Here is a 22,139-nt window from a genome sequence, read left to right as displayed (position 1 = left end):
CGCCGGCGACATCATCGGCGTGTTCGACCCCGGCATCTTCTCCATCGGCGACACGGTGACGGTGCCTGGAAAGAAATTCAAGTTCTCCGGCATCCCCACCTTCGAGCCGGAGCACTTCATGCGGGTGTCTCCCAAGGACACCATGAAGCGCAAGCAGTTCATCAAGGGCACGGAGCAGATCGCCCAGGAGGGCGCCATCCAGATTTTCAAGCTGCCCGGCGCCGGCCTGGAGGAGGTCATCGTGGGCGTCGTGGGCACCCTGCAGTTCGACGTGTTCCAGTACCGGATGAGGAGCGAGTACGGCGTAGAGCTCTACATGGAGGGACTGCCCTACGAGCACCTGCGGGTCATCACCGCCTGCCCCTGCAAGCCGGAGGATCTGGTGCTGTGCACCGGCGCCGCCCTGCTGGAGGACTTCAAGGGCCGCCTGCTGGTGGCATTCGGCGGGGAGTGGTCCGTGGGCTTTCTCACCAAGCACAACCCCGGCCTGGAGCTGGCCGAGTCCCTGTCTGTCTGAGCCTGAAACCGTCCGCCGGAAAGAGGCGGACGGTTTTTTGCTTTTCTTTCTTCCGGCTGTCACCTTTTCGGCGGAAACCGCATCCTAATAAGTGACCGGTCAAACGAACCCAAAGGAGCGCTCAGTCCCGCCATGACAAATTTTTTGTTGGACAAAGAAATATTCTGCGACCAGGTAATCCGAAACCAGGAGACCATGTTCCGCACTGCCAAGGCTATCCTTCACCAGGACGAAGATGCGGAGGACGCCGTGCAGGAGGCCATCTGCGCCGCCTATGCCGGCCGCGGCAGCCTGCGGGACCCGGCGCGGTTCCGACCCTGGATCCTGAAAATTCTGGTCAACAAGTGCTATGAGTTCTGCCGGAAGCGGAGGACCACGGTGGACCTGGCGGATATCCAGGACTTCCTGCCGGCTCCGGCGGCAGACCAGGCGGAGCGCCTGTCTCTATGGCAGGCGGTCATGGCGCTGAACAGCGACCTGCGGGCGGTCGTGACCCTGTTTTATTATGAGGACCTCTCCATCCGGGAGATCAGCGCCGTTCTGGGCATCAGCGAGGCGGCGGTGAAGACCCGTCTCTCCCGAGGGCGGTCCCGGCTAAAACAACTATTACACGAGGAATGAGGTGCGCAAGGTGGAGCCATTCGACAAGCGACTGAAAGAGCGGGCGAAGCAGGAACCCTTCCCCCTGCCGGAGACGTATGCCGGAAAGGTGCGGGACACCTGCGCCGCTTTAAAGGAGACGAACATGAAAGAAAACAAGCAAAAACGTTCCTATCGCTGGCTGGTCGGCGTAGCCGCGGCCCTGGCCGTATTCGTGGCCATTCCCAATGTATCTCCCGCGGCGGCTGCCGCCATGGAAGAAATCCCGGTGCTGGGCGCCGTGGTGCGGGTCATCACCTTCCGGGATTACCAGTATGACGATGGTCACAGCACTGCCGACGTCCACGTCCCGGAGCTGGGCGGCAGCGGCGCTGCAGACGAGATCAACGACCAGGTGCAGGCCTATACCGATCAGCTGATCGCCCAGTTCCAGACGGACTGCGAGGCTGCGGGCGAGAGCTACCAGGGCCTGGATGTGACCTCCTCTGTGGTGACGGACAGCGATACTTGGTTCACTCTGCGGATCGATGCCACGAGGACCGAGGCCAGCGGCTACAATTTCACCCGATTCTACCACATCAACAAAGCTACGGGTGAAGCCGTCACCCTCAGCGATCTGTTCCGGCCTGATGCGGACTACGTCTCTGTCCTGTCCGCGGAAGTCCTGCGGCAGATGGAGGAGCAGATGGCCGCGGACGCATCCCTGAGCTATCTGACGGACGAATTCACCGCTATTGACCCGGAGCAGAGCTTTTACTGGAACGCCGACGGCGATCTGGTTCTGGTGTTCGACGAGTACGCGGTGGCTGCAGGCTACATGGGCATGGTGGAGTTCACCATCCCTCAGGATGTGTACAGCGCCCTGCTGAAGTGACCGCTCTCCCCCATAAACCTTTATACGCATTGGGCGCATCGTAGATAAGGGCAAATGCTGTGGTGAAAGGTTTGGCGCATCGTTTCCGGTTGCCCCAAAGGAGCGGGGAAAGATGCATTCAGTTTTCTGCGGTGCTTTTGTATAACAGAGAACAGCGGACCGCTTCAGCGGTCCGCTGTTGTTTTCCAGGTTTACTGGGCTTGCTCCATCCGCCAGACGATGGCGGAGATCTGGCCCCGGGTCAGAGTGTTGTAGGGCTTGAAGGTGCTGGTGCCGTTGCTGAAGTAGCCCTCCACGATGCCTGCGGCATTCAGCGCCTGGACATAGGGGTCCGTGGTGTCGGTGAAGGGACGGACGCTGGACAGGTTGCTGATACTGAGGCCCATGGCCTTGGCCGCGATCTGGCTGACCGCCAGCCGGGTGATGGGGGCGTTCAGGTTCACGCTGCCGGACACCAGCCCGTCCGCCTGCGCCCGGGCCAGATAGCCGCTGAACACGTTGGAGTTCACCGGCTTCTGCTCGTCATAGCCAGCGGCCAGCATGATGAGCTTCAGCGCCGCGCCGTAGGTCACCTGGTTGTCGGGCTTGAAGGTGCCGTCGCTGTATCCGTCGATCACGTCGGCGTCGCTGAGCTCCAGTACATATTTGTAGCACCAGGTGGAGGAGGTGATATCAGAGAAGTCCTCCATAGCGCTGACAATGCCCAGGCAAAGCTTGCCGCTGGCAATGGGATCGCCGCTGCTGTTGCAGGCCACATAGGGGATTTCCACAGATCCGGTGAAGCCGCTGGCCGGCACGAACCGCAGCTGGCTGATCCGCTCGCTGCCGCTGGAGTAGCCGTACAGGGTCTCGGTGTCCGCCCGCTTGGAGGTGCCGCTGCCCACGTAGATGATACCCTCGTTGGTGGCGGGCAGTTCCAGCAGCTGGATGCTGGCCAGACCCAGGCCGCTGGACTGGGCCACCGCCGTGTAGATGGAGGCGGCGGGGAAGGTGACGGCCGTGTTTCTGGGCGTGGGGCCGTAAACGTCGGGCACCTCGCTGAGGTTCACGCTGATGAGGATGGTGCCGGACACAGAACGGCTGCCGGAGCCGTAAGCGGTGAAGGGGATCTGGGCGCAGTAGTTGACGCCGCTGGGTATGTATGTCAGCTCGCTGAGGGCGTGCTGGCTGCTGGAGGGACTGAAGTAGAAATCTATGTCGTCGCAGTTGTCGTCGGTGATGCGCAGGCTGCTGGAGCTGCCGTAGCTGCTGGTACCGTAGTAGTTGTAGTACAGGCTGCCGTAAGTGGGCGCATCTTTAAAGGTGACATACTGCAGGGTATAGCCGGGGTAGCTCTCCTCAAAGAACCGGGCGATGTCGTTGGCGTTGATCTGCACTCGGCCGCTGTAATCCGTATAATAGCGGATATCGCCGCCCTCTGCGGCCACGCCGGTTCCCCCCACATCGCCGATGGCGATGGCCACGGTGCCGTAGGCCTTGTCGCCGTCCTCACCGTAGGCAGTGAAGTCCAGCTCCACCACCTTGCCGTCGGCGTCCCTGTCCGCCACAAAGGTCAGGTCATCCAGGGTGAAGTCCTCGTCGTAGAACAGGTCCTTGCTGTCATAGTAGAAATAACCGTCGTCCAGGTCGCTCTCGTCAAAGTACGTCCGGTCATCATCGTAGTCGTAGCTGTACAGCTCGCCCCAGTCGTCCAGTCCGTCGGCGTCGGTGAACCGTACATACTCCAGATCGTCCCCGGTCTCGTCATCCAGGAAATCCCAGAAGTCGTCCCGGTCAAAGGTCACGCTGTCGTCGGGATCCACCTCGTAAATGATATCGCCCTTCACCTTGGTGCCGGTGCCGCTGCCCTTGCCGATCTCAATGGTGAGGGTGGCGGAGATCTTGTCGCCTTTCACGCCGCGCATGGTGACGTCAAAGGTCAGGGTGTCTTCATCGGCATTCCGGTCCGCCGCAAAGGTCAGCGTGTCCAGCTCGAAGTCATAGTCGTCCCAGATATCGTCCTCATCATAGTAAAACACGGCGTCGTCCAGGTCACTGTCGTTCAGCTCGTAATCCCGGGTGTAGTCGTCGGAATCGTATCCGTCGGCGTAGAAACAGCCGTAATCGTCAAAGTCGTCATAGTCGGTGAACTCCACGTATTCCAGTTCGTCGTAATCCGACTCGTCGTAGAAGAAATCGTAGAAATCCTCCGCGTCCAGCGTCACATCGTCGTCCGGGTCCACCTGATAGGTCAGGTCGCCCTTGCTGCTGGTGCCGCTGCCCTTGCCGACCTCGATGTACAGAGTGCCATATACCTTGTCACCGTCCACGCCGTGCATGGTGAAGTCAAAGGCCAGGGTGTCCGCGTCGGCGTTCCGGTCGGCGTAGAACGTCAGCGTGTCCAGTTCAAAGTCATAGTCGTACCAGACGTCGTTCTCGTCGTAATAGAACATGGCATCGTCCAGATCGCTGTCATTGAGCTCATAGTCCGGGATATAGTCATCGCTGTCGTATCCGTCTGCACCGAAATATCCGAAGTCATCGAAATCATCGTAGCTGGTGAACTCCACATACTCCAGCTCGTCATAGCGGCCGTCTTCCTCGTCAAAGAGATCCCAGAAGTCCTCGGCGTCCACCGTCACATCGTCGCCGGGGTCCACCTTGTAGGTCAGCTCCACGTCGCCGGAGCCGGAGCGGGAGCCACCCTCCACATCAATGCGGACCGTTGCATAGAATGACCCTTCGTCGCCGTACAGCCTGACATCAAAATCCAGTGTGTCGCTGTCGATGTTGTCATAGGTCTCAAACCGCAGCGTGTCCAGGTCGATGTCGTAATCGTCCGCATCAGCACGGTCATAGTAGAATTCGTAGTTCTCCAGCGCCTTGGAATCCACGTCGTCGAACCCGTAACGGTCAAAGTCCTCGAAGGTGAAATAGCCGTAATCGTCAAAGTCATCATAATCGGTGAATTCCACGTATTCAAGGTATCCGCCGTTGTCGTCCTCATAGATTTCCTGAAAGTCATCCGCATCCAGCCAGACGCCGCTGTCCTCGTCCACATCGTACGTCAGATCCGCCGAGGCCGCAGACGCCATGGGAACGGTTCCGGCCAGCAGCGCCAGCGCCAGCAGACACGCCGGGAGCTTTTTCTTCCAAAATGTTTTCATAGTCCTCTTTCCTCCATCATATTCCAAAAGGCTTGCTTCCAGCTTCTATCTCTCTACATGTAACATACCGGGAAAGTGCCCGGCAATCATGAACAAATTATGAACTTTTCGCCATTCGGGAAAAAAGATTCCGGTCCGGCCGCATCCTGGAAAACGAAATTGTCCCCTGAAATACACAGACGGCCCGGGATTTTCCGTTTTTTTACGGGTTTTTCTTTACAAACAAACGTTCCTCCGATATAATACTATGGCTAATGAAATTTGAGGAAGTGGAGAGAGCACATGGCTTTGATCGAATACGACGAATATAAGCAGAGGCTCCGGGACCTGGGGCCCGAGCTGGAGAAGCTCTCCGCCGCGCTGGACATGGACAGCGCCCGCGCGGAGGCCCGAAAGCTGGAGGACGAGACTGCCCAGGACGGCTTCTGGAACGACCTGGAGCGATCCCAGAAGGTGCAGCAGCGCCTCAAGCAGCTGCAGAACAAGATCGCCCGCCAGGACAAGCTGGTGACCGAGTGGCAGGATCTGACGGCCCTGTGCGAGATGGGCCAGGAGGCGGAGGATGAGGAGCTGCTGGAAGAGCTGAAGTCCGGTTTCCAGACCCTGGAGGAGAAGATCGAGGAGTCCCGGATGGCCACGCTCCTCTCTGGGGAGTACGACGGCCACAGCGCCATCCTGACCTTCCATGCCGGCGCCGGCGGCACCGAGGCCCAGGACTGGGCCCAGATGCTCTACCGGATGTACACCCGCTGGACGGAGCGCCACGACTTCACCTATCAGATCCTGGACTATGAGGACGGCGACGAGGCGGGCATCAAGTCCGCGTCCATTGCCATCCAGGGGGATAACGCCTACGGCCTTTTGAAGAGTGAGAACGGCGTCCACCGGCTGGTCCGGGTGTCTCCCTTTGATGCCAACGCCCGCCGGCAGACCAGCTTTGCCGCGGTGGAGGTCATGCCCGAGATCGAGGATGACGACGAGGTGGAGATCCGGGAGGAGGACATTGAGATGCAGGTCTACCGGGCCAGCGGCGCCGGCGGCCAGCACGTGAACAAGACCTCATCCGCCGTGCGCCTCATCCACAAGCCCACGGGCATCGTGGTGGCCAGCCAGCAGGAGCGCAGCCAGTTTCAGAACAAGGACAACTGCATGAAGATGCTGCGGGCCAAGCTGGTGGAGCTGAAGCAGCAGCAGCACGCGGAGAAGATCTCCGATATCAAGGGCGTGCAGATGAAGATCGAGTGGGGCAGCCAGATCCGCTCCTACGTGTTCATGCCCTACCAGATGGTGAAGGACACCCGCACCGGCTATGAGACCGGCAACATCGACAACGTTATGGACGGCGATCTGGACGGCTTCATCAACGCGTATCTCACTCAGCTGGCCACCGGTGAGCTGAAAAAATAAATCGTCCACGCATCCTTCCGGATGCCCGGCTTTCCGGAGCCGCAACCTAATAGAGAAATCAAAATATGAGACGTGGCGCGGGGTGGTCCCCGTGTCACGTCTCTCTGAATGAGAAAGGATGTTGGAATTTCCATGGCAGAAAAATTCCCCCAGGGCGCGGCGCCCCAGGAGAACAAGATGGGCGTGCTGCCCATCGGACGGCTGCTGACCAACATGGCGGTCCCCATGATGATCTCCATGCTGGTCCAGGCCTGCTACAATGTGGTGGACAGCGTGTTCGTGGCGCAGATCAGCGAGGATGCCCTGAATGCCGTGTCCCTGGCCTTCCCCCTGCAGAACCTGATGATCGCCTTCGGCGCAGGCACCGCTGTGGGCATCAACGCGCTCCTCTCCCGGTCCCTGGGAGAGAAGAATCAGGCCATGGCGGACCGGGCTGCCAACACGGGCATCTTTCTGGCCCTGTGCAATTTCGCGCTATTCGCCCTGATCGGCATCTTCTTCTCCCGGACCTTCTTTGAGCTGCAGGCCGGGGGAGAACAGGTGATTATCGACTACGGCGTGGATTACGCCTCCATCTGCCTGGGCTGCTCCATCGGTATTTTCAGCCAGTTCTGCTTTGAGCGGTTGCTACAGTCCACCGGCCGCACGTTCCTGGCCATGTGCACCCAGCTTACCGGCGCCCTCATCAACATCGTGCTGGACCCCATCCTGATCTTCGGCTGGTTCGGCCTGCCCCGGATGGAGGTGGCCGGCGCCGCCATTGCCACGGTGGCAGGGCAGATTGTGGCTGCCGCCGCTGCCCTGGTGCTGAACCTCAAATGCAATCCGGACATCCACATCCTGCCCCGGGAGATCCGCTGGCACGGCAAGGTGGCGGCGGAGATCTACCGGGTGGGCTTCCCCTCCATCGTCATGCAGTCCATCGGCTCCGCCATGGTGTTCGGCATGAACAAGATCCTCTTCTCCTTCACCAAGACGGCCACCGCCGTGTTCGGCGCATACTTCAAGCTTCAGAGCTTCGTCTTCATGCCGGTGTTCGGCCTGAACAACGGCATGGTGCCCATCGTCAGCTATAACTACGGCGCCGCCAGCCTGCCCCGGGTGAAGCGGACCATCAAGCTGACCATCTGCACCGCCATGGCCATCATGGCTGTGGGATGCCTGATTTTCCAGCTCTTCCCCCAGCAGCTGCTGATGTTCTTCAACGCCTCGGAGGAGATGCTCTCCATCGGCTCCGTGGCTCTGCGGATCATCTCCGTGTCCTTCGTGCTGGCGGGCTTCGACATCATTGCCGGTTCCGTGTGTCAGGCTATCGGCAACCCGCTGTACAGTCTGATTACCTCTGTGTGCCGCCAGCTGGTGGTGCTGCTGCCGGTGGCATGGCTGTTGTCCCACACCGGCGTCCTGACGCTGGTGTGGCTGGCCTTCCCCATCTCCGAACTGGTGTCCCTGGTACTGAGCGCTATCTTCCTGCGCCGGACCATGCGGGCCGTTGCCGAGCGGATCGGCAGCCGGGCGGCCTGACTCCAGAGAAAAGCAGCGGCGGAACGGCAAAGGCCGTTCCGCCGCTGCTGCGTCAGCTGTTGAGAAATGCGTCCGGGTCCACAGCTTCCCCATCCTTTGCAACGGAGAAGTGCAGGTGGGCGCCCTGGGCGGCCTCCGCCGCGGCGGTGGTTCCCACTGCGCCGATGGTCTGCCCGGCGGACACCGTGTCGCCCGTCTCCACGGCGGGCTCCGCCTGGAGATTGGCATAGGTGGTCTCATAGCCGCCGCTGTGCTGGATCACCACGGTGGTGCCCATCAGGGGATCGTCGGTGATGGAGGAGACCGTCCCGGCGCAGGCGGCCAGGACGGCATCGCCTTCCGCCGCGGCGATATCCACCCCGTCGTGGGTCCGCCAGTCGTCCAGCGTCTCATTGTACAGCAGCTGGTCCACGGAGAATGCCGTCAGCACCTCTCCCTGGATGGGCAGGACCACCACATGGGGCTCCTCTGCCACCACGGGCGTGTCATCCACCGGGATGGTCACCTCCGGCATGACGACGGGCTCCGTCTCCTCCTCCGGTTCCTCCGGAGGCACGGTCTCCACTACCGGTTCGTGCTCCGGCAGGTCCTCCACCGGTGCGGAGGCTGCCGTGTCCGGGCCGGTGGGCGCTTCCGTCTGTGCCGGTTCCCCAAACAGCAGAAAGTAGCCGCCCACGCCCACCGCCAGGACGCACAGGGCCAGGACCGCGTAAAAGCCTGGCCCGCCCAGCAGGGATTTGACTTTATTTGCCATGTATCATACCTCCCTCGATCTTGGGTCTGAGGGAAGTATGGGCAGGATTTCCAGGAATTATACAAAAAGAGACCGCTTTCCAGCGGTCTCTTTTCTCTCAGAAATTGGTCACTTCACGATCAGCGTCTTGCCGTCCATGTCCTCTGGACAGGCCAGGCCCATCACGTCCAGCATGGTGGGGGCGATGTCCGCCAAGCGGCCGTTGGGGCGCAGCTCGGTCCCCGCGCCGCAGAGAATGAAAGGTACGGGATTGGTGGTATGGGCGGTCATAGGGCTGCCATCCGGCTCCGCCATCTGCTCGGCGTTGCCGTGGTCGGCGGTGATCATGGCGATGCCGCCCATCTTCAGTGTGGCGTCCACCACGCGGCCCACGCAGCTGTCTACGGTCTCCACGGCCTTCACCGCCGCGTCATAGACGCCGGTGTGGCCCACCATGTCGCAGTTGGCAAAGTTCAGAATGATCACGTCATAGGCGCCGGACTCGATGCGCTCCACGCACTTGTCCGTCACCTCCGCCGCGCTCATCTCCGGCTGCTTATCGTAGGTGGCCACCTTGGGGGAGGGCACCAGTACCCGGTCCTCACCGGGAAAGACAGTCTCGGACCCGCCGTTGAAGAAGAAGGTCACATGGGCGTACTTCTCCGTCTCCGCGATCCGCAGCTGGGTCATGCCCATCTGGCTGAGATACTCCCCCAGGCCATTGCGCACCGTCACCCGGGGGAAGGCCACCTCCACATTGGGCATGGAGGCGTCGTACTCTGTGTTGCACACGAAGGTCACGGGGAAAAACTGGCGGGTGAAGCCGTCGAACTCCGGGTCCACCAGGGTCCGGGTGATCTCCCGGGCCCGGTCGGGCCGGAAGTTGAAGAAGATCACGCTGTCATTGTCGGAGATGGTGCCCTCGGCATCACAGACCACGGGTTCCACGAATTCGTCGGTGACGCCCCGGTCATAGGACTCCCGTACCGCGGCCACCGGGTCTGGATTCTGCACGGCGCCCTCGCCGTACACCATGGCGTCGTAAGCCGCCTCCACCCGGTCCCAGCGCTTGTCCCGGTCCATGGCATAGTACCGGCCCATGACCGTGGCGATCTTGCCCACGCCGATCTCCCGGCACTGTGCCACGGTCTGCGCCACAAAGTCTGCGCCGGAGGTGGGGGATACGTCCCGCCCATCCAGAAAGGCGTGGAGATACACATGCTCCAGGCCCCTTCGCTTCGCCAGCCGCAGCAGGGCGAACAGGTGCTCCAGGTGGGAGTGGACGCCGCCGTCGGACAGCAGGCCCATCAGGTGCAGGGACGTGCCCTTCTCCAGGCAGGCGTCCATGGCGTGCCGGTAGGCGGGATTTTCATCAAAGCTCCCGTCGGCAATGGCCTTGGTGATCCGGGGCAGGTCCTGGAACACCACCCGGCCGGCGCCGATGTTGGTGTGGCCCACCTCGCTGTTGCCCATCTGCCCGTCCGGCAGGCCCACGTCCAGGCCGGAGGCCCGGAGCGTGGTGTGGGCATACTCCCGGAAAAACTGGTCCAGCCGGGGCGTGGCGGCGGCGCGGATGGCGTTGCCCTCCGTCTCCTGCCGCAGGCCGAAGCCGTCCATGATGATGAGGGTTGTTGGTGTTTTGTTCATTGAAATCTCGTCTCGCTCGCTTTCTCACAAAACCGCTCTGCCGGAGCTCACTCCTGGTTGGCTGCGTTGATGATGTCCACGAACTGGTCGGGCTTCAGGGCGGCACCGCCGATCAGGCCGCCGTCGATGTCCGGCTGGGCCAGCAGCTCCGCCGCGTTCTTGGGGTTCATGGAGCCGCCGTACTGGATGGTGACGCTGCGGGCCACCCGGGCGCCGTACAGGCTGCGGATGGTGGCACGGATGTTGGTGCAGACCTCGCCGGCCTGCTCGGCAGTTGCGGTCTTGCCGGTGCCGATGGCCCAGATGGGCTCATAGGCGATGATGCAGCGGCGCAGCTTCTCGGCGGGCACGCCGTACAGGGCGCTCTTCACCTGAAGGGCAATCCACTCGTCGGTGATGCCGGTCTCGCGCTGCTCCAGGCTCTCGCCCACGCAGATGATGGGGTTCATGCCGGCGTTCAGCACGGCGTGGACCTTCTTGTTGACGGTGGTATCGGTCTCGCAGAAATACTGCCGGCGCTCGCTGTGGCCCACGATGACGTACTTCACGCCCAGATCCTTCAGCATATCGGCGGAAATTTCGCCGGTGTAGGCGCCCTTTTCCTCAAAGTAGACGTTCTCGGCGCCCACGGAGATCTTCAGATCCTTGAATGCCTTCATAGCAACGGAGATGTTGCAGGCAGGGACACAGATCAGGGTGTCGCACCACTTGGCGCGGGGCATGATCTTCTTCAGCTCCTCGGCGAATTTCTTCGTCTCAGTGGCGGTCATGTTCATTTTCCAGTTTCCGGCGATAACCGTTTTGCGATATCTGCGATTCATGGTGATCTCTTCTCCTTTATGTCTTCATCTATCCGCAATCGCGTTCTCCGCGATCTGATGCGCAGGTTTTGGCCGTTTCCAGGGCATTTTCCCCGAAAGGCCCTTTTTTTTATACAGAATTCCAGCCCGTTTGTCAAGTCAAATGAAGCGCGTTTGGGGACGGATTCGGCGCGGCCGCCGCAAGCGGCCGCAACATTCAAATTCATTTTCGCCTCAGGGCGCGCGTGGCGAAAATACTTTGCCTCAGCCGCCCTGGGCGGTGTCACCAGTCCGCAGATTGGTGAGGAGGAATGTAAAGGGGGGACACAGTCCCCCTCTTTAAGCATCCGGGAGGCAGGCCACGCGGGGCAGCTCTTTGCCCTCCAAAAATTCCAGCGGCGCGATTGACGGCTCCGGGAGGAACCGGGAAACGCAATGCCGCAACGGTGGATCGGCGGCACAGCAGCTTACTGATCAAGGAGGCAGGCCACGCCGGGCAGTTCCTTACCCTCCAGGAATTCCAGGGAGGCCCCGCCGCCGGTGGAGATGTGGGTCATCTTGTCGGCGTAGCCCAGCTGCTCCACAGCCGCCGCGCTGTCGCCGCCGCCGATGATGGTGATGGCGTCCGTACGGCTCAGGGCCTCGGCCACAGCCTCAGTACCCTTGGCGAAGGCCGGGAACTCAAAGACGCCCATGGGGCCGTTCCAGATGACGGTGCCCGCGTCCGCCACGGCGCCGCAGTACAGCTTCACCGTCTCCGGACCGATATCCAGGCCCTGCCAGCCGTCGGGGATCTCCCCGGCCTTCACCACCTGACTCTTGGCGTCGGGGGCGAAGGCGTCCGCGCAGACGGTGTCCACCGGCAGCAGCAGCTTTACGCCCTTCTCCTTTGCCTTCTCCACCATCTCATTGGCGTAGCTCTCCCAGTCGGCCTCCAGCAGGCTGTCGCCCACCTTGCCGCCCTGGGCGGCGGAGAACGTATAGGCCATGCCGCCGCCGATGATGATGGTATCGGCGATGTTCAGCAGGTTGTTGATGACGCCGATCTTGGAGGAGACCTTGCTGCCGCCTAAGATGGCCACCAGGGGCCGCTTGGGGTCGGCGATGGCACCGCCCAGGAACTCCAGCTCCTTCTGGATCAGGAAGCCGGAGACGGCGGGCAGGTACGCCGCCACGCCGGCGGTGGAGGCGTGGGCCCGGTGCACGGCACCGAAGGCGTCGGACACATACAGATCCGCCATGTCGGCCAGCTTCCTGGCCAGCTCCGGGTCGTTCTTGGTCTCGCCGGGCTCAAAGCGGGTGTTCTCCAGCAGCAGGATCTGTCCCGGCTGCAGGGCGGCCGCCTTGGTTTGGGCGTCGGGGCCCACTACGTCATGGGCGAAGATCACTTCCCGCCCCAGCAGCTCGCTGAGGCGCTTCGCCACCGGGGCCAGGCTCAGCTTGGGGTCGGGGCCGTTCTTGGGCTTGCCCAGGTGGGAGCAGGCGATGACCGCCGCCCCATTCTCCAGCAGATACTGGATGGTGGGCAGCGCCGCCACGATGCGCTTGTCGCTGGTGATGGCGCCGGTCTCTTTGTCCTGGGGGACGTTGAAGTCGCAGCGGAGCAGGACCTTTTTGCCCCGTACCTCCACATCCCGGACCGTCTTTTTATGGGTATTCATCTGAGATGTCCTCCTATCTGATCTCGTTCCATTGGATTCCTCATGATTCATTCCAACGCAGCCGAAGCCGCAGAGGCGTTCGGCGGCGGTGTCAGCGCGTTCAGGGACTAGTATGGACCGAAGGATGAAAATTCACCCCCGGCCGTCCCCCCGCAATGCAAGGCCGCTCCGCGCCCTGCAAAAGCAGCCGGGCCTCCCCAGCGGAATCGGCGCCGCCCGGCGGGGCTCAGCCCCAGGCCATCTCGCCGGTTCCCAGCAGGCCCGGAAAGCCGTTCTGCCGCAGCGCCTCGTAGACGCAGACGGCCACGGTGTTGCTCAGGTTCAGGCTGCGGGCCTCGCTGACCATGGGCAGGCGGACGCAGCGGTCCCGGTACCGCTCCCGGAGAGCCAGAGGCAGCCCGGCGGTCTCCTTGCCGAAGAACAGCCAGCTGTCGGCGGTGAACCGGGCCTCCTGATAGGACCGGGGCGCCTTGGTGGTGGTGAGCCACAGGTCCCGCTCCGCCTCGGGGCGGCGGCGGAAAAAGTCCTCCAGATTCTCGTAATCAAAAACCTCCACCAGGTTCCAGTAGTCCAGGCCAGCGCGGCGAACGGCCTTCTCCGAGATGTCGAAGCCCAGGGGGCGGATCAGGTGCAGCTGGCTGCCGGTGGCGGCGCAGGTGCGGGCGACATTGCCGCAGTTCTGTGGGATCTCCGGCTCCACCAGTACGATATGAAGCATAGACAGCTGTCCCCCTCTTTTCATGCAGTCAAAACACATTGTACCGCGTCGCCCCGGCAAATTCAACTGTAATGTGTGAAGAAAACCGGATTTTTAGAAAAAATCACGACAAATCCGGCTGGATTTCTGCAAAATGCCGGAAATGACAGAAGGAGGGGGCGCCGCAGGAGCGGATCTGTTGTCTCCCACAAAAAAACGTCCCTGTACAAGAAAAATCTGGAGGAAATTTCTTTTATAAATTCGCCGGAAATACTGGATTTTCCCAAGATATTTGTTATAATAAAAAATACGAACGAACAAGGAGGAGAAAACCCATGGATTTTCCGCAGCGCGCCGTGTTTTTTCTGGAAGAGGACTCCTCCCTCCCGGCGCACTCCAAACCGCTGATGCTGGAAGCCGTGTTATTTTGCCCGATCCTAAAATGGATGAGTGACAAGCTGTTGGCCGACGGCGTGCAGCGGTTTTTTGCTGTCTCCAGCCCCCGCTTTGCCCAGGAGGTCCGCGCCTGCTTCCCGGAGGACGCAGACGTGACCATCTCTGAGCAGCACAGCGAGCTGCTGGACTTTTTGAACACGCCGGACCCGGTGGCCGTGTTTGTCCGGGCCGCCCTTCCCATGGAGGAGGCGGGCCCCGGCTTTGTCTACGGCGCCGCCGGCTACGAGCTCCAGGCGGTCTGGCAGGAGAAGATGACCAATGCCGTCTCCGCGGCGGAGCTGATCCCCGGCTGGGTGCCGGTTTTCAGTCTGGAGACCGTGGCCGAGCTGGAGCCCCTGCTCCGGGAGCGGATCGTCCGGCGGCACATCCGCGCCGGCGTCCGGGTGCTGGACCCGAACGCGGTGTATATCGACCCCCGGGTCACCATCGGCCGGGGGACCATGCTCCTGCCCGGCACCATCCTGCGGGGGGAGACCGCCGTCGGCTGCGGCTGCACCATCGGTCCCAATGCCGTGGTGCGGGATTGCGTCATCGGCGATGAGACAGAGATCAATGCCTCCCAGGTGAACGAGAGCACCATCGGCAGCCGCACCCACGTGGGGCCCTTTGCCTACGTGCGCCCCGGCTGCGCCATCGGGGACGACATCAAGGTGGGCGACTTTGTGGAGGTGAAGAACTCCGCCATCGGTGACGGCACCAAAATCTCCCACCTGACCTATGTGGGGGACAGCGACGTGGGCCGCAAGGTCAACTTCGGCTGCGGCACCGTCACCACCAACTATGACGGCGTGAAGAAGTACCGCTGCACCATTGAGGACGGCGCCTTCATCGGCTGCAACACCAATCTGGTGGCGCCGGTGACTGTGGGCGCGGGTTCCTATATCGCGGCGGGTGCCACCATCACCAAGGATGTGCCCGCGGACGCGCTGGCCGTGGCCAGGGCCAAGCAGGAGAACAAGGAGGGGTGGGCCAAACGGCGGCGGAAGCTGTACGGGCAGGAGCACTGATGCTCCTTCGGCTGATCGATCCTACTGACAGAAACCAAGAACATTCAGAACATAGAAAGAGGGCGTTCAAACAATGATTTCTCACGGCAAGGACATCAAGGTGTTTTCCGGCAACGCGAATCCGAAGCTGGCGGAGGAGATCTGCAAGTTGATGGGAACCAAACTGGGCGAGGCGGAGGTCGGTACCTTCTCCGACGGGGAGATCTTCGTCTCCCTGTACGAGACGGTCCGCGGCAGCGACGTGTTCGTGGTCCAGTCCACCTGCACCCCGGTGAACAACAATCTCATGGAGCTGCTCATCATGATCGACGCGCTGAAGCGCGCCTCCGCCGGCCGCATCACCGCGGTCATCCCCTACTACGGCTATGCCCGGCAGGACCGCAAGGCCAAGGCCCGTGACCCCATCACCGCCAAGCTGGTGGCCAACATGCTCACCGCCGCGGGCGCGGACCGGGTGCTGACCATGGACCTGCACGCCTCCCAGATCCAGGGCTTCTTCGACATTCCTGTGGACAATCTGGCGGGCAACCCCATCTTTGTGGACTACTACGCCAAGAAGTACGGCTCCGAGTGCGAGAACATGATGGTGGTCTCTCCCGACGTGGGCTCTGTGTCCCGGGCCCGGGCCTTTGCCCAGAAGCTGCACATGAATCTGGCCATCGTGGACAAGCGCCGGCAGAAGGCCAACAGCTGCGAGGTCATGAACGTCATCGGCGACGTGCGGGACAAGGACTGCATCCTCTTCGACGACATGGTGGACACCGGCGGCAGCCTGTGCAACGCCGCCAAGGCCCTGATCGAGGTGGGCGGCGCCAAGAGCGTCCAGGCCTGCGCCTCCCACGGCGTGCTCTCCGGCCCGGCCATTGACCGGATCAACGACAGCGTCATCACCGAGCTGGCCCTGCTGGACACCATCCCCGCCATTGATCCCAAAAAGAGCAGCAAGATCAAATACCTGCAGGTGGCCCCCATGTTTGCAGAGGCCATCGAGCGTATCTACCAGGAGATCTCCATCTCCAAGCTGTTCCGCTGAGAAGCGGCGGAGCTCCGGCATTTCTGCGTATCAATAATGGACTGGTCAAGGCGGGGAAGGGAACTTTCCCGCCTTGGCTGACGTTGCAAAGGAGTTTTTTTCATGCTGTTAGGCGCCAAATCCGCCGCCGTGGACTGGCTGGTGGTGGGCCTGGGAAATCCCGGGGCCAAGTATGAGCACACCCGCCACAACATGGGCTTTCTCACCGTGGACCTGCTGGCGGAGCAGGCGGGGGTGAAGCTGAACAAGGTCAAGTTCAAATCCGCCTATAACATCATCCCCTTCGCCGGGTCCAAGTGCCTGGTGATGAAGCCCCAGACGTATATGAACCTCTCCGGCGAGGCGGTGCGGGAGGCGGTGCAGTTCTACAAGATCCCTGCCGACCACGTGCTGGTGATCTATGACGATGTGTCATTGCCGGTGGGGAAGCTGCGGGTGCGGCCCACCGGCTCCGCCGGGGGGCACAACGGCATCAAGAACATCATTGCCCACCTGGGGACCCAGGACTTCCCCCGGATCAAGATCGGCACCGGCGCGCCGGGCGAAGGGGGCGACATGATCGACTGGGTCATCGGCGTGCCCTCCCAGGCGGAGCGGAAGGTGTTGGTGGAGAGCTTCCGCCGGGCCATCGACGCGGCGGAATGTATCATTGAACATGGCTGTCAGAAGGCCATGAATGACTTCAATTGAATGAGGGCCGTCCAATGGGGCGGCTCGCCGCGCCTCTTTTTGCCGCCGGGCATGGCGCCCGGTAAAGGGGAATACACTAAGGACGGATCCATTTTCCCGGATCGTGCCGGTGGATATGACCTGGGTGGGAGAATCATGTCCATCCGCTTTACAGCCCCTGCCTCCAAACAGGCGCCGGGCGGAGAACGCCCACCGGGCCATGCGCCCGGAAGCAGCCCGGCGCCCAGAGAGTCTTCCCAATTTTTCATGTTGACAAGGACCACATCCTATGGAACAGTTTCTGAGACAATTGCAGACTATCCCCGAGGCGGCGGAGCTGATCCGCCGGGTGGAGGAGGGCGGCTGTCCCGCGGCGGTCAGCGGCCTCCAGCCGGTGCAGCGGGCCTGCGTGGGCGCGGCGGTGGCGGCAGCCTGCGGCCGTCCGGCGGTGTTCCTCTGCGGGGACGAGCGGGAGGTCCAGGTCCTCTCCGCTGATCTGGAGACCCTGACGGGCCGCCGCCCCGTGACCCTGCTGGGCCGGGAGTGGCAGTTCCGCCCCGGGGCCGTGGGTTCTCGGGACTGGGAGCGGAGCCGTCTGGCGGCGCTGTACGCCCTGGCCCAGGGGGACGCGCCGGTGGTGGTGGCCACCGCGGACGGCCTCATGGCCCGGACCCTGCCGCCGGAGACCCTGCGATCCCTGGCCATCACCCTGGAGGTGGGGGGGCAGGCAGAGCTGGGCGCGCTGGCGGAGCAACTGCTCTCCGCCGGGTATACCCGTTGTGAGCAGGTGGAGGGCGTGGGCCAGTTCGCCCTGCGGGGCGGCATTCTGGACGTGTTCTCTCCCCTGATGGACCAGCCGGTGCGGTGCGAGTTTTTTGACGATGAGATCGACTCCATGGGCGCCTTCGACCCCGGCACCCAGCGGCGGACCCGGAACGTGTCCTCCGCCCGGATCCTGCCGGCGGCGGAGGTGCTGCCCCACTGCGCCCCCGGAGGCCTGCCCGGTCTTGCGGACCAGCTGACCGCCCTGGCGGAGAAGCTGGCGAAAAAGCAGAAGACGGAGGCCATCGTCCAGACGTTGCGGGAGGACGCGGAGCGGCTGCGCAGCGGCGCGGCCCCGGGGGCGGCGGACCGGTATCTGGCAGCCATCTATCCGACTGTCACCGCCGGGGTCCACTACCTGCCTCCGGACGCGGTGGTGTTCCTCAGTGAGAGCGGCCGGGTGGACGAGCGGGTGAAGAATACGGTCCTCCAGCAGAAGCAGGACGTGGAGGCGCTGCTGTCCGCCGGGGTGCTGGCGGGGGAGTACGCCCATCTGACCCTCACCGCCGAGGAACTGTACGCCGCGCTGGAGGACTTCCCCGTGATCCTGGAGGACTCTCTGCCCACCTCCCGGCACCCCCTGCGGCCCCGGGGCCTCCTGACCATGAATGCCAAACAGCTCAGCTCCTACGGCGGCAGCCTGGAGACCGCCGTCACGGATCTGGAGCACTACCGCTCCTCCGGCAGCGCGGTGCTGGTGCTCTGCGGTGGGGAGACCCGGGCGAAGAATCTCCACCGGCTGCTGGAGGAGAAGGGCATCCCGGCCACCCTGGATCTAAGCGGCGCCGCCATGCCTGCGGCGGGGGAGGTGCGCCTCTCCCTGGGGGCCCTGTCCGCTGGCAGCGAGTGGCCGGCGCTGAAGCTGGCGGTGCTGACAGAGGGCCAGCTGACGGCCCCGGCCATGCGCAAGCGCCAGCGGGTGAAGAAGGACTCCAACCGGCAGAAGCTCCAGTCCTACACCGACCTGTCCCCCGGAGACCTGGTGGTCCATGAGCACCACGGCGTGGGCCGGTTCGTGGGCATCCAGCGGATGCCGGTGGACGGCGTGGAGAAGGACTACATCAAGATCGACTACGCCGGCGGGGACTGCCTGTACGTCCCCGTGACCCAGCTGGATCTGGTGAGCAAGTACATCGGCGGAGGCGAGGACACCGAGCGCACCAAGCTCAATAAGCTGGGGGGCGCCGAGTGGACCCGGCAGAAAACCAAGGCCAAGAAGGCCGCCAAGGATCTGGCCAGGGGCCTCATCGCGCTGTATGCCGAGCGGCAGAAGCGGCCGGGCTTCGCCTTCTCCCCGGACTCCCCCTGGCAGCGGGAATTTGAGGAGTCCTTTGACTACACCGAAACCGACGACCAGCTGCGGTGCATCGCGGAGATCAAGGCGGACATGGAGAAGCCACGGCCTATGGACCGGCTGCTATGCGGCGACGTGGGCTACGGCAAGACGGAGGTGGCACTCCGGGCCGTGATGAAGTGCATCCTGGACGGGAAACAGGCCGCCATCCTGGTGCCTACCACCGTCCTGGCCCAGCAGCATTACGCCACCGCTGTCAGCCGGTTCCGGGACTTTCCGGTGAAGATCGAGGTGCTGTCCCGCTTCACCCCCGCCAGGGAGCAGAAGCGGATCCTGGAGGCCGCCAAAAACGGCGGCGTGGACCTGCTGATCGGCACGCACAAGCTGCTGCAGAAGAGCATGGCGTTCAAAGACCTGGGCCTGCTGGTGATCGACGAGGAACAGCGGTTCGGCGTCACCCACAAGGAGCGGCTGAAGGAGATGAGCCGCCAGGTGGACGTGCTGACCCTCTCCGCCACTCCGATCCCCCGGACGCTGAACATGGCACTTTCGGGCCTGCGGGACATGTCCACCCTGGAGGAGCCCCCGGCGGACCGGCAGCCGGTGCAGACCTATGTGCTGGAGCACGACTGGGCCATCATTGAGGATGCCGTCCGCCGGGAGCTGGGCCGGGGCGGCCAGGTATACTACCTCCACAACCGGGTGGAGAGCATCGACGCCACCGCCGCCCGGCTCCAGAAGATGCTGGGGCCGGAGGTCCGTATCGTCACCGGCCACGGGAAGATGACGGAGCAGGAGCTGTCCTCCGTCATGCAGGCCATGGTGGACGGGGAGGCGGACATCCTGGTCTGCACCACCATCATCGAGACCGGCATCGACATCCCCAACGTGAACACTCTCATCATCGAGGACGCGGACAAGATGGGGCTGGCCCAGCTCCACCAGATCCGGGGCCGCATCGGCCGCAGCGCCCGGCGGGCCTACGCCTATCTCACCTACCGCCGGGGCAAGGTGCTGCAGGAGACCGCCGCCAAGCGGTTGGCGGCCATCCGGGAGTATGTGGAGTTCGGCTCTGGCTTCAAGATCGCCATGCGGGACCTGGAGATCCGGGGCGCGGGGAACCTGCTGGGGCCGGAGCAGTCTGGGTATCTCATGAGCGTAGGCTACGACCTGTACCTGAAGCTGCTGGAGGAGGCCGTCCTGGAGGAGCGTGGCGAGGAGAAGCGGATCGAGACGGAGTGTGCCGCCGACCTGACGGTGAACGCCCATATCCCGGACCGGTACGTCCCCTCGGCAGAACAGCGGATGGACCTGTACCGCCGCATCGCCGCCATCCGCACGGACGAGGACGCCTCGGATCTGCTGGACGAGATGCTGGACCGCTACGGCGAGGCGCCCAAGTCCGTTCTGGCCCTGCTGGACGTGGCCCTGCTGCGTTCTGCCGCGGCCAAGGCCGGCGTGTCCGATATCTCCCAGAAGGGCAGCCTCCTGCGGCTGCAGCTGGGAGTGTTCCACCCACAGGCCCTGGTGGCGGTGTGCGGCCACGCCAAGTACCGCCAGCGGCTGACGCTGGCGGCGGGGGAGATCCCTGCCCTCACCCTGAAGCTCAAGCCCGGGGAGGATGTGCTGGAGGCCGCCCGGGACCTGGTGGAGGACCTGAAGCTGGCCGCGGAGGAGGCCGCGGGCGGGACCCCGTAAGTTTCATCATGTTTTTGCCATGCCCCGCATAGGATGGTGGCGGTGGGACGTCCCCCGCCTGTCCTGTGCGGGGCGTTTCCACGGAATCTGCGAGGAATGACAAAGGAGAACCGTGATGAAACGATGCATCGCTTTTTGCCTGGCCCTGGGGGCCGCCCTCTCTCTCACCGCCTGCGGGGGCGGAGACACAGAGGGGGGACTTCTCTGCGAGGCGTCCGGCATCCGTCCGGACACTGTGCTGCTGTCCGTGGACGGGCGGGACGTGTCCGCCCAGCGATACCTCTACTGGCTGGCCTACGCCTGCGACTACATCGCCGACTACTACGACAGCGGGGAGGGGATCCAGTGGGGGGACACTGTCTCCGGCCAGAGCCTGGAGGATTACGCCAAGGACCAGGCGCTGCAGAACGCCGCCCTGTACGCCACAGTGGAGACCTGGGCGGAGGACTACGGCTGCACCCTCACCGACGAGGACCGGACCGCCATGGACCGGGAGTGGGCGGCCCGGGCGGCCCAGTACGGCGGGGAGGAGGCCTATCTGGCCGTGCTGGCCCGCATGGGGCTGGACCGGGCGGAAGCGGAGGCCATCTCCGGGGACTACTATCTCTACGAGCACCTGTACGACCTCTACTGCACGGAGGGCAGCGAGCTGGCCCCTGCGGAGCATGACCTGGAGACCTTTGCCCAGGAGCAGGGCTACCTCACCGTGGACCACATCTGGCTCTCCACCGCCGCTGTGGACCCGGCGGACGCGGAGGCCGTGGCCGCCTGCCGGGCCAAGGCGGAGGAGGCCTTTTCCAAGCTGAACGGCAGCGCGGACCCTGCCCACGACTTTGCCGTCCTGGCCGCCACTTACAGCGATGAGACGGACCGGGACCAGCATCCGTCCGGATACACCTTCACTGTGGGGGACGGCACGCTGCCCGCCGCCTGCGAGGAGGCGGCCCAGGCCCTGGAGGAGGGCCAGTTCAGCGGCGTGGTGGAGGCGGATGACGGCTTCTACCTGATTCTGCGCAAGCCCGTGGACCTGGAGGCCGTGGCCCCGGACTACTTCGACGCCCTGCTCCAGGCTGCGGCGGACAGCGCGGACATCTCCACCACCCGCACCTATGCGGACCTGGATGTGAGCCGGTTTTACGACGAGCTCATCGCCGCCCGGGCGGAGCTGGATGCCTCCGGCGGAGAGGTTGCCTGATGGGTGTTTGTGCCAATTTTGGCAAAATGACGAAATTCGCAGAGGTTTTGATAATGTTTTCACAAATTTTCGAATTTCACAGAAATGTGCATTGACGGGGCAGGAAAAACCCAGTATAATCAAATCAGCAAGCGGTTGGTGTATGAGCATTTGTCAAAAATTTGGCAATCATGTTTTTCTTTTGACAAACTCTCGCCGCCACCCTCAACTTGTGATTGGCGTCTGCGGCAGCGCCTGACGAAGAGCCGTCGGAGCTGCCAATCCCATATTTTTATAAAAACGGAGGAAGATCATGAAAGAGCTCTATGTTGTGAATTGCTGCAGAACCGCGATTGGTTCCTTCGGCGGCGCGCTGAAGA

Annotated in this window: 15 protein-coding genes and 1 pseudogene; 10 read left to right on the top strand and 6 right to left on the bottom strand. The window is 62.9% G+C overall.

Annotation, left to right across the window (positions count from 1 at the left end):
- The 3 genes and pseudogenes from QVE23_RS06140 to rsiV form a co-directional block, all read left to right on the top strand.
- Window positions 1-517, top strand: a pseudogene (locus QVE23_RS06140) (peptide chain release factor 3); the annotation flags it as partial.
- Between the two features lie 132 nt (window positions 518-649).
- Window positions 650-1,138, top strand: coding sequence for an RNA polymerase sigma factor (locus tag QVE23_RS06135; RefSeq protein WP_021751404.1), 489 nt, complete (start codon window positions 650-652; stop codon window positions 1,136-1,138).
- 10 nt (window positions 1,139-1,148) lie between these two features.
- Window positions 1,149-1,991, top strand: coding sequence for an anti-sigma-V factor RsiV (gene rsiV, locus QVE23_RS06130; protein ID WP_147629943.1), 843 nt, complete (start codon window positions 1,149-1,151; stop codon window positions 1,989-1,991).
- Between the two features lie 191 nt (window positions 1,992-2,182).
- Here rsiV and QVE23_RS06125 read toward each other — a convergent pair whose 3' ends face one another.
- Entirely contained in the window at window positions 2,183-5,137 is a 2,955-nt protein-coding gene (locus QVE23_RS06125; protein ID WP_287967758.1) for an S-layer homology domain-containing protein, read from the bottom strand.
- 282 nt (window positions 5,138-5,419) lie between these two features.
- On the opposite strand from QVE23_RS06125, the gene prfB reads away from it, so the two are divergent.
- Both prfB and QVE23_RS06115 read left to right on the top strand, forming a co-directional pair.
- Window positions 5,420-6,544, top strand: a complete 1,125-nt coding sequence (prfB, locus tag QVE23_RS06120; protein ID WP_021751408.1) for a peptide chain release factor 2 — start codon at window positions 5,420-5,422, stop codon at window positions 6,542-6,544.
- A 132-nt stretch (window positions 6,545-6,676) separates the two neighbouring features.
- Window positions 6,677-8,068 (top strand): MATE family efflux transporter, encoded by a 1,392-nt coding sequence (locus QVE23_RS06115; protein WP_036631364.1) that lies wholly within the window; start codon window positions 6,677-6,679, stop codon window positions 8,066-8,068.
- A gap of 52 nt (window positions 8,069-8,120) precedes the next feature.
- On the opposite strand, the gene QVE23_RS06110 is transcribed toward QVE23_RS06115, so the two are convergent.
- From QVE23_RS06110 to QVE23_RS06090, 5 genes are all read right to left on the bottom strand, one after another.
- Window positions 8,121-8,822, bottom strand: coding sequence for a M23 family metallopeptidase (locus QVE23_RS06110; RefSeq protein WP_119310445.1), 702 nt, complete (start codon window positions 8,820-8,822; stop codon window positions 8,121-8,123).
- 108 nt (window positions 8,823-8,930) lie between these two features.
- A complete protein-coding gene (gene gpmI, locus QVE23_RS06105) occupies window positions 8,931-10,448 on the bottom strand; it encodes a 2,3-bisphosphoglycerate-independent phosphoglycerate mutase (RefSeq protein ID WP_287967757.1) in 1,518 nt (505 codons plus the stop codon).
- 47 nt (window positions 10,449-10,495) lie between these two features.
- Complete coding sequence (gene tpiA / locus QVE23_RS06100; protein ID WP_287967755.1) at window positions 10,496-11,269, bottom strand: triose-phosphate isomerase; 774 nt, start codon at window positions 11,267-11,269, stop codon at window positions 10,496-10,498.
- A 446-nt stretch (window positions 11,270-11,715) separates the two neighbouring features.
- Window positions 11,716-12,909, bottom strand: a complete 1,194-nt coding sequence (locus tag QVE23_RS06095; RefSeq protein WP_119310446.1) for a phosphoglycerate kinase — start codon at window positions 12,907-12,909, stop codon at window positions 11,716-11,718.
- Between the two features lie 226 nt (window positions 12,910-13,135).
- Complete coding sequence (locus tag QVE23_RS06090; protein ID WP_119310447.1) at window positions 13,136-13,627, bottom strand: tRNA (cytidine(34)-2'-O)-methyltransferase; 492 nt, start codon at window positions 13,625-13,627, stop codon at window positions 13,136-13,138.
- A gap of 314 nt (window positions 13,628-13,941) precedes the next feature.
- Here QVE23_RS06090 and QVE23_RS06085 point away from each other — a divergent pair, with 314 nt between their 5' ends.
- From QVE23_RS06085 to QVE23_RS06065, 5 genes are all read left to right on the top strand, one after another.
- Entirely contained in the window at window positions 13,942-15,069 is a 1,128-nt protein-coding gene (locus QVE23_RS06085) for a UDP-N-acetylglucosamine diphosphorylase/glucosamine-1-phosphate N-acetyltransferase (protein ID WP_021748685.1), read from the top strand.
- A gap of 73 nt (window positions 15,070-15,142) precedes the next feature.
- The gene (locus tag QVE23_RS06080) at window positions 15,143-16,102 is read left to right on the top strand and encodes a ribose-phosphate pyrophosphokinase (RefSeq protein ID WP_021748686.1); all 960 of its coding nucleotides are present in this window, start codon (window positions 15,143-15,145) and stop codon (window positions 16,100-16,102) included.
- Window positions 16,103-16,204: 102 nt separating this feature from the next.
- Complete coding sequence (pth, locus tag QVE23_RS06075; RefSeq protein ID WP_136891393.1) at window positions 16,205-16,792, top strand: aminoacyl-tRNA hydrolase; 588 nt, start codon at window positions 16,205-16,207, stop codon at window positions 16,790-16,792.
- A gap of 268 nt (window positions 16,793-17,060) precedes the next feature.
- A complete protein-coding gene (gene mfd / locus QVE23_RS06070; RefSeq protein WP_119310448.1) occupies window positions 17,061-20,585 on the top strand; it encodes a transcription-repair coupling factor in 3,525 nt (1,174 codons plus the stop codon).
- Window positions 20,586-20,700: 115 nt separating this feature from the next.
- Window positions 20,701-21,780, top strand: a complete 1,080-nt coding sequence (locus tag QVE23_RS06065; RefSeq protein WP_021751366.1) for a peptidylprolyl isomerase — start codon at window positions 20,701-20,703, stop codon at window positions 21,778-21,780.
- The last annotated feature ends 359 nt before the right edge of the window (window positions 21,781-22,139 follow it).

The sequence above is a fragment of the Oscillibacter sp. KLE 1728 genome, from assembly GCF_934833455.1.
Taxonomy (GTDB): Bacteria; Bacillota; Clostridia; order Oscillospirales; family Oscillospiraceae; genus Oscillibacter; species Oscillibacter welbionis.
The sequence above is the reverse complement of the archived record's forward strand: the minus strand, read 5'-3'. Positions and strand labels throughout refer to the sequence as shown.

Coding starts and splice junctions, on each gene's coding strand:
- tpiA (WP_287967755.1), bottom strand. CDS start 11,269: ATGAATCGCAGATATCGCAAAACGGTTATCGCCGGAAACTGGAAAATG.
- QVE23_RS06090 (WP_119310447.1), bottom strand. CDS start 13,627: ATGCTTCATATCGTACTGGTGGAGCCGGAGATCCCACAGAACTGCGGC.
- QVE23_RS06110 (WP_119310445.1), bottom strand. CDS start 8,822: ATGGCAAATAAAGTCAAATCCCTGCTGGGCGGGCCAGGCTTTTACGCG.
- QVE23_RS06065 (WP_021751366.1), top strand. CDS start 20,701: ATGAAACGATGCATCGCTTTTTGCCTGGCCCTGGGGGCCGCCCTCTCT.
- gpmI (WP_287967757.1), bottom strand. CDS start 10,448: ATGAACAAAACACCAACAACCCTCATCATCATGGACGGCTTCGGCCTG.
- prfB (WP_021751408.1), top strand. CDS start 5,420: ATGGCTTTGATCGAATACGACGAATATAAGCAGAGGCTCCGGGACCTG.
- pth (WP_136891393.1), top strand. CDS start 16,205: ATGCTGTTAGGCGCCAAATCCGCCGCCGTGGACTGGCTGGTGGTGGGC.
- QVE23_RS06080 (WP_021748686.1), top strand. CDS start 15,143: ATGATTTCTCACGGCAAGGACATCAAGGTGTTTTCCGGCAACGCGAAT.
- mfd (WP_119310448.1), top strand. CDS start 17,061: ATGGAACAGTTTCTGAGACAATTGCAGACTATCCCCGAGGCGGCGGAG.
- QVE23_RS06125 (WP_287967758.1), bottom strand. CDS start 5,137: ATGAAAACATTTTGGAAGAAAAAGCTCCCGGCGTGTCTGCTGGCGCTG.
- QVE23_RS06115 (WP_036631364.1), top strand. CDS start 6,677: ATGGCAGAAAAATTCCCCCAGGGCGCGGCGCCCCAGGAGAACAAGATG.
- QVE23_RS06095 (WP_119310446.1), bottom strand. CDS start 12,909: ATGAATACCCATAAAAAGACGGTCCGGGATGTGGAGGTACGGGGCAAA.
- QVE23_RS06085 (WP_021748685.1), top strand. CDS start 13,942: ATGGATTTTCCGCAGCGCGCCGTGTTTTTTCTGGAAGAGGACTCCTCC.
- QVE23_RS06135 (WP_021751404.1), top strand. CDS start 650: ATGACAAATTTTTTGTTGGACAAAGAAATATTCTGCGACCAGGTAATC.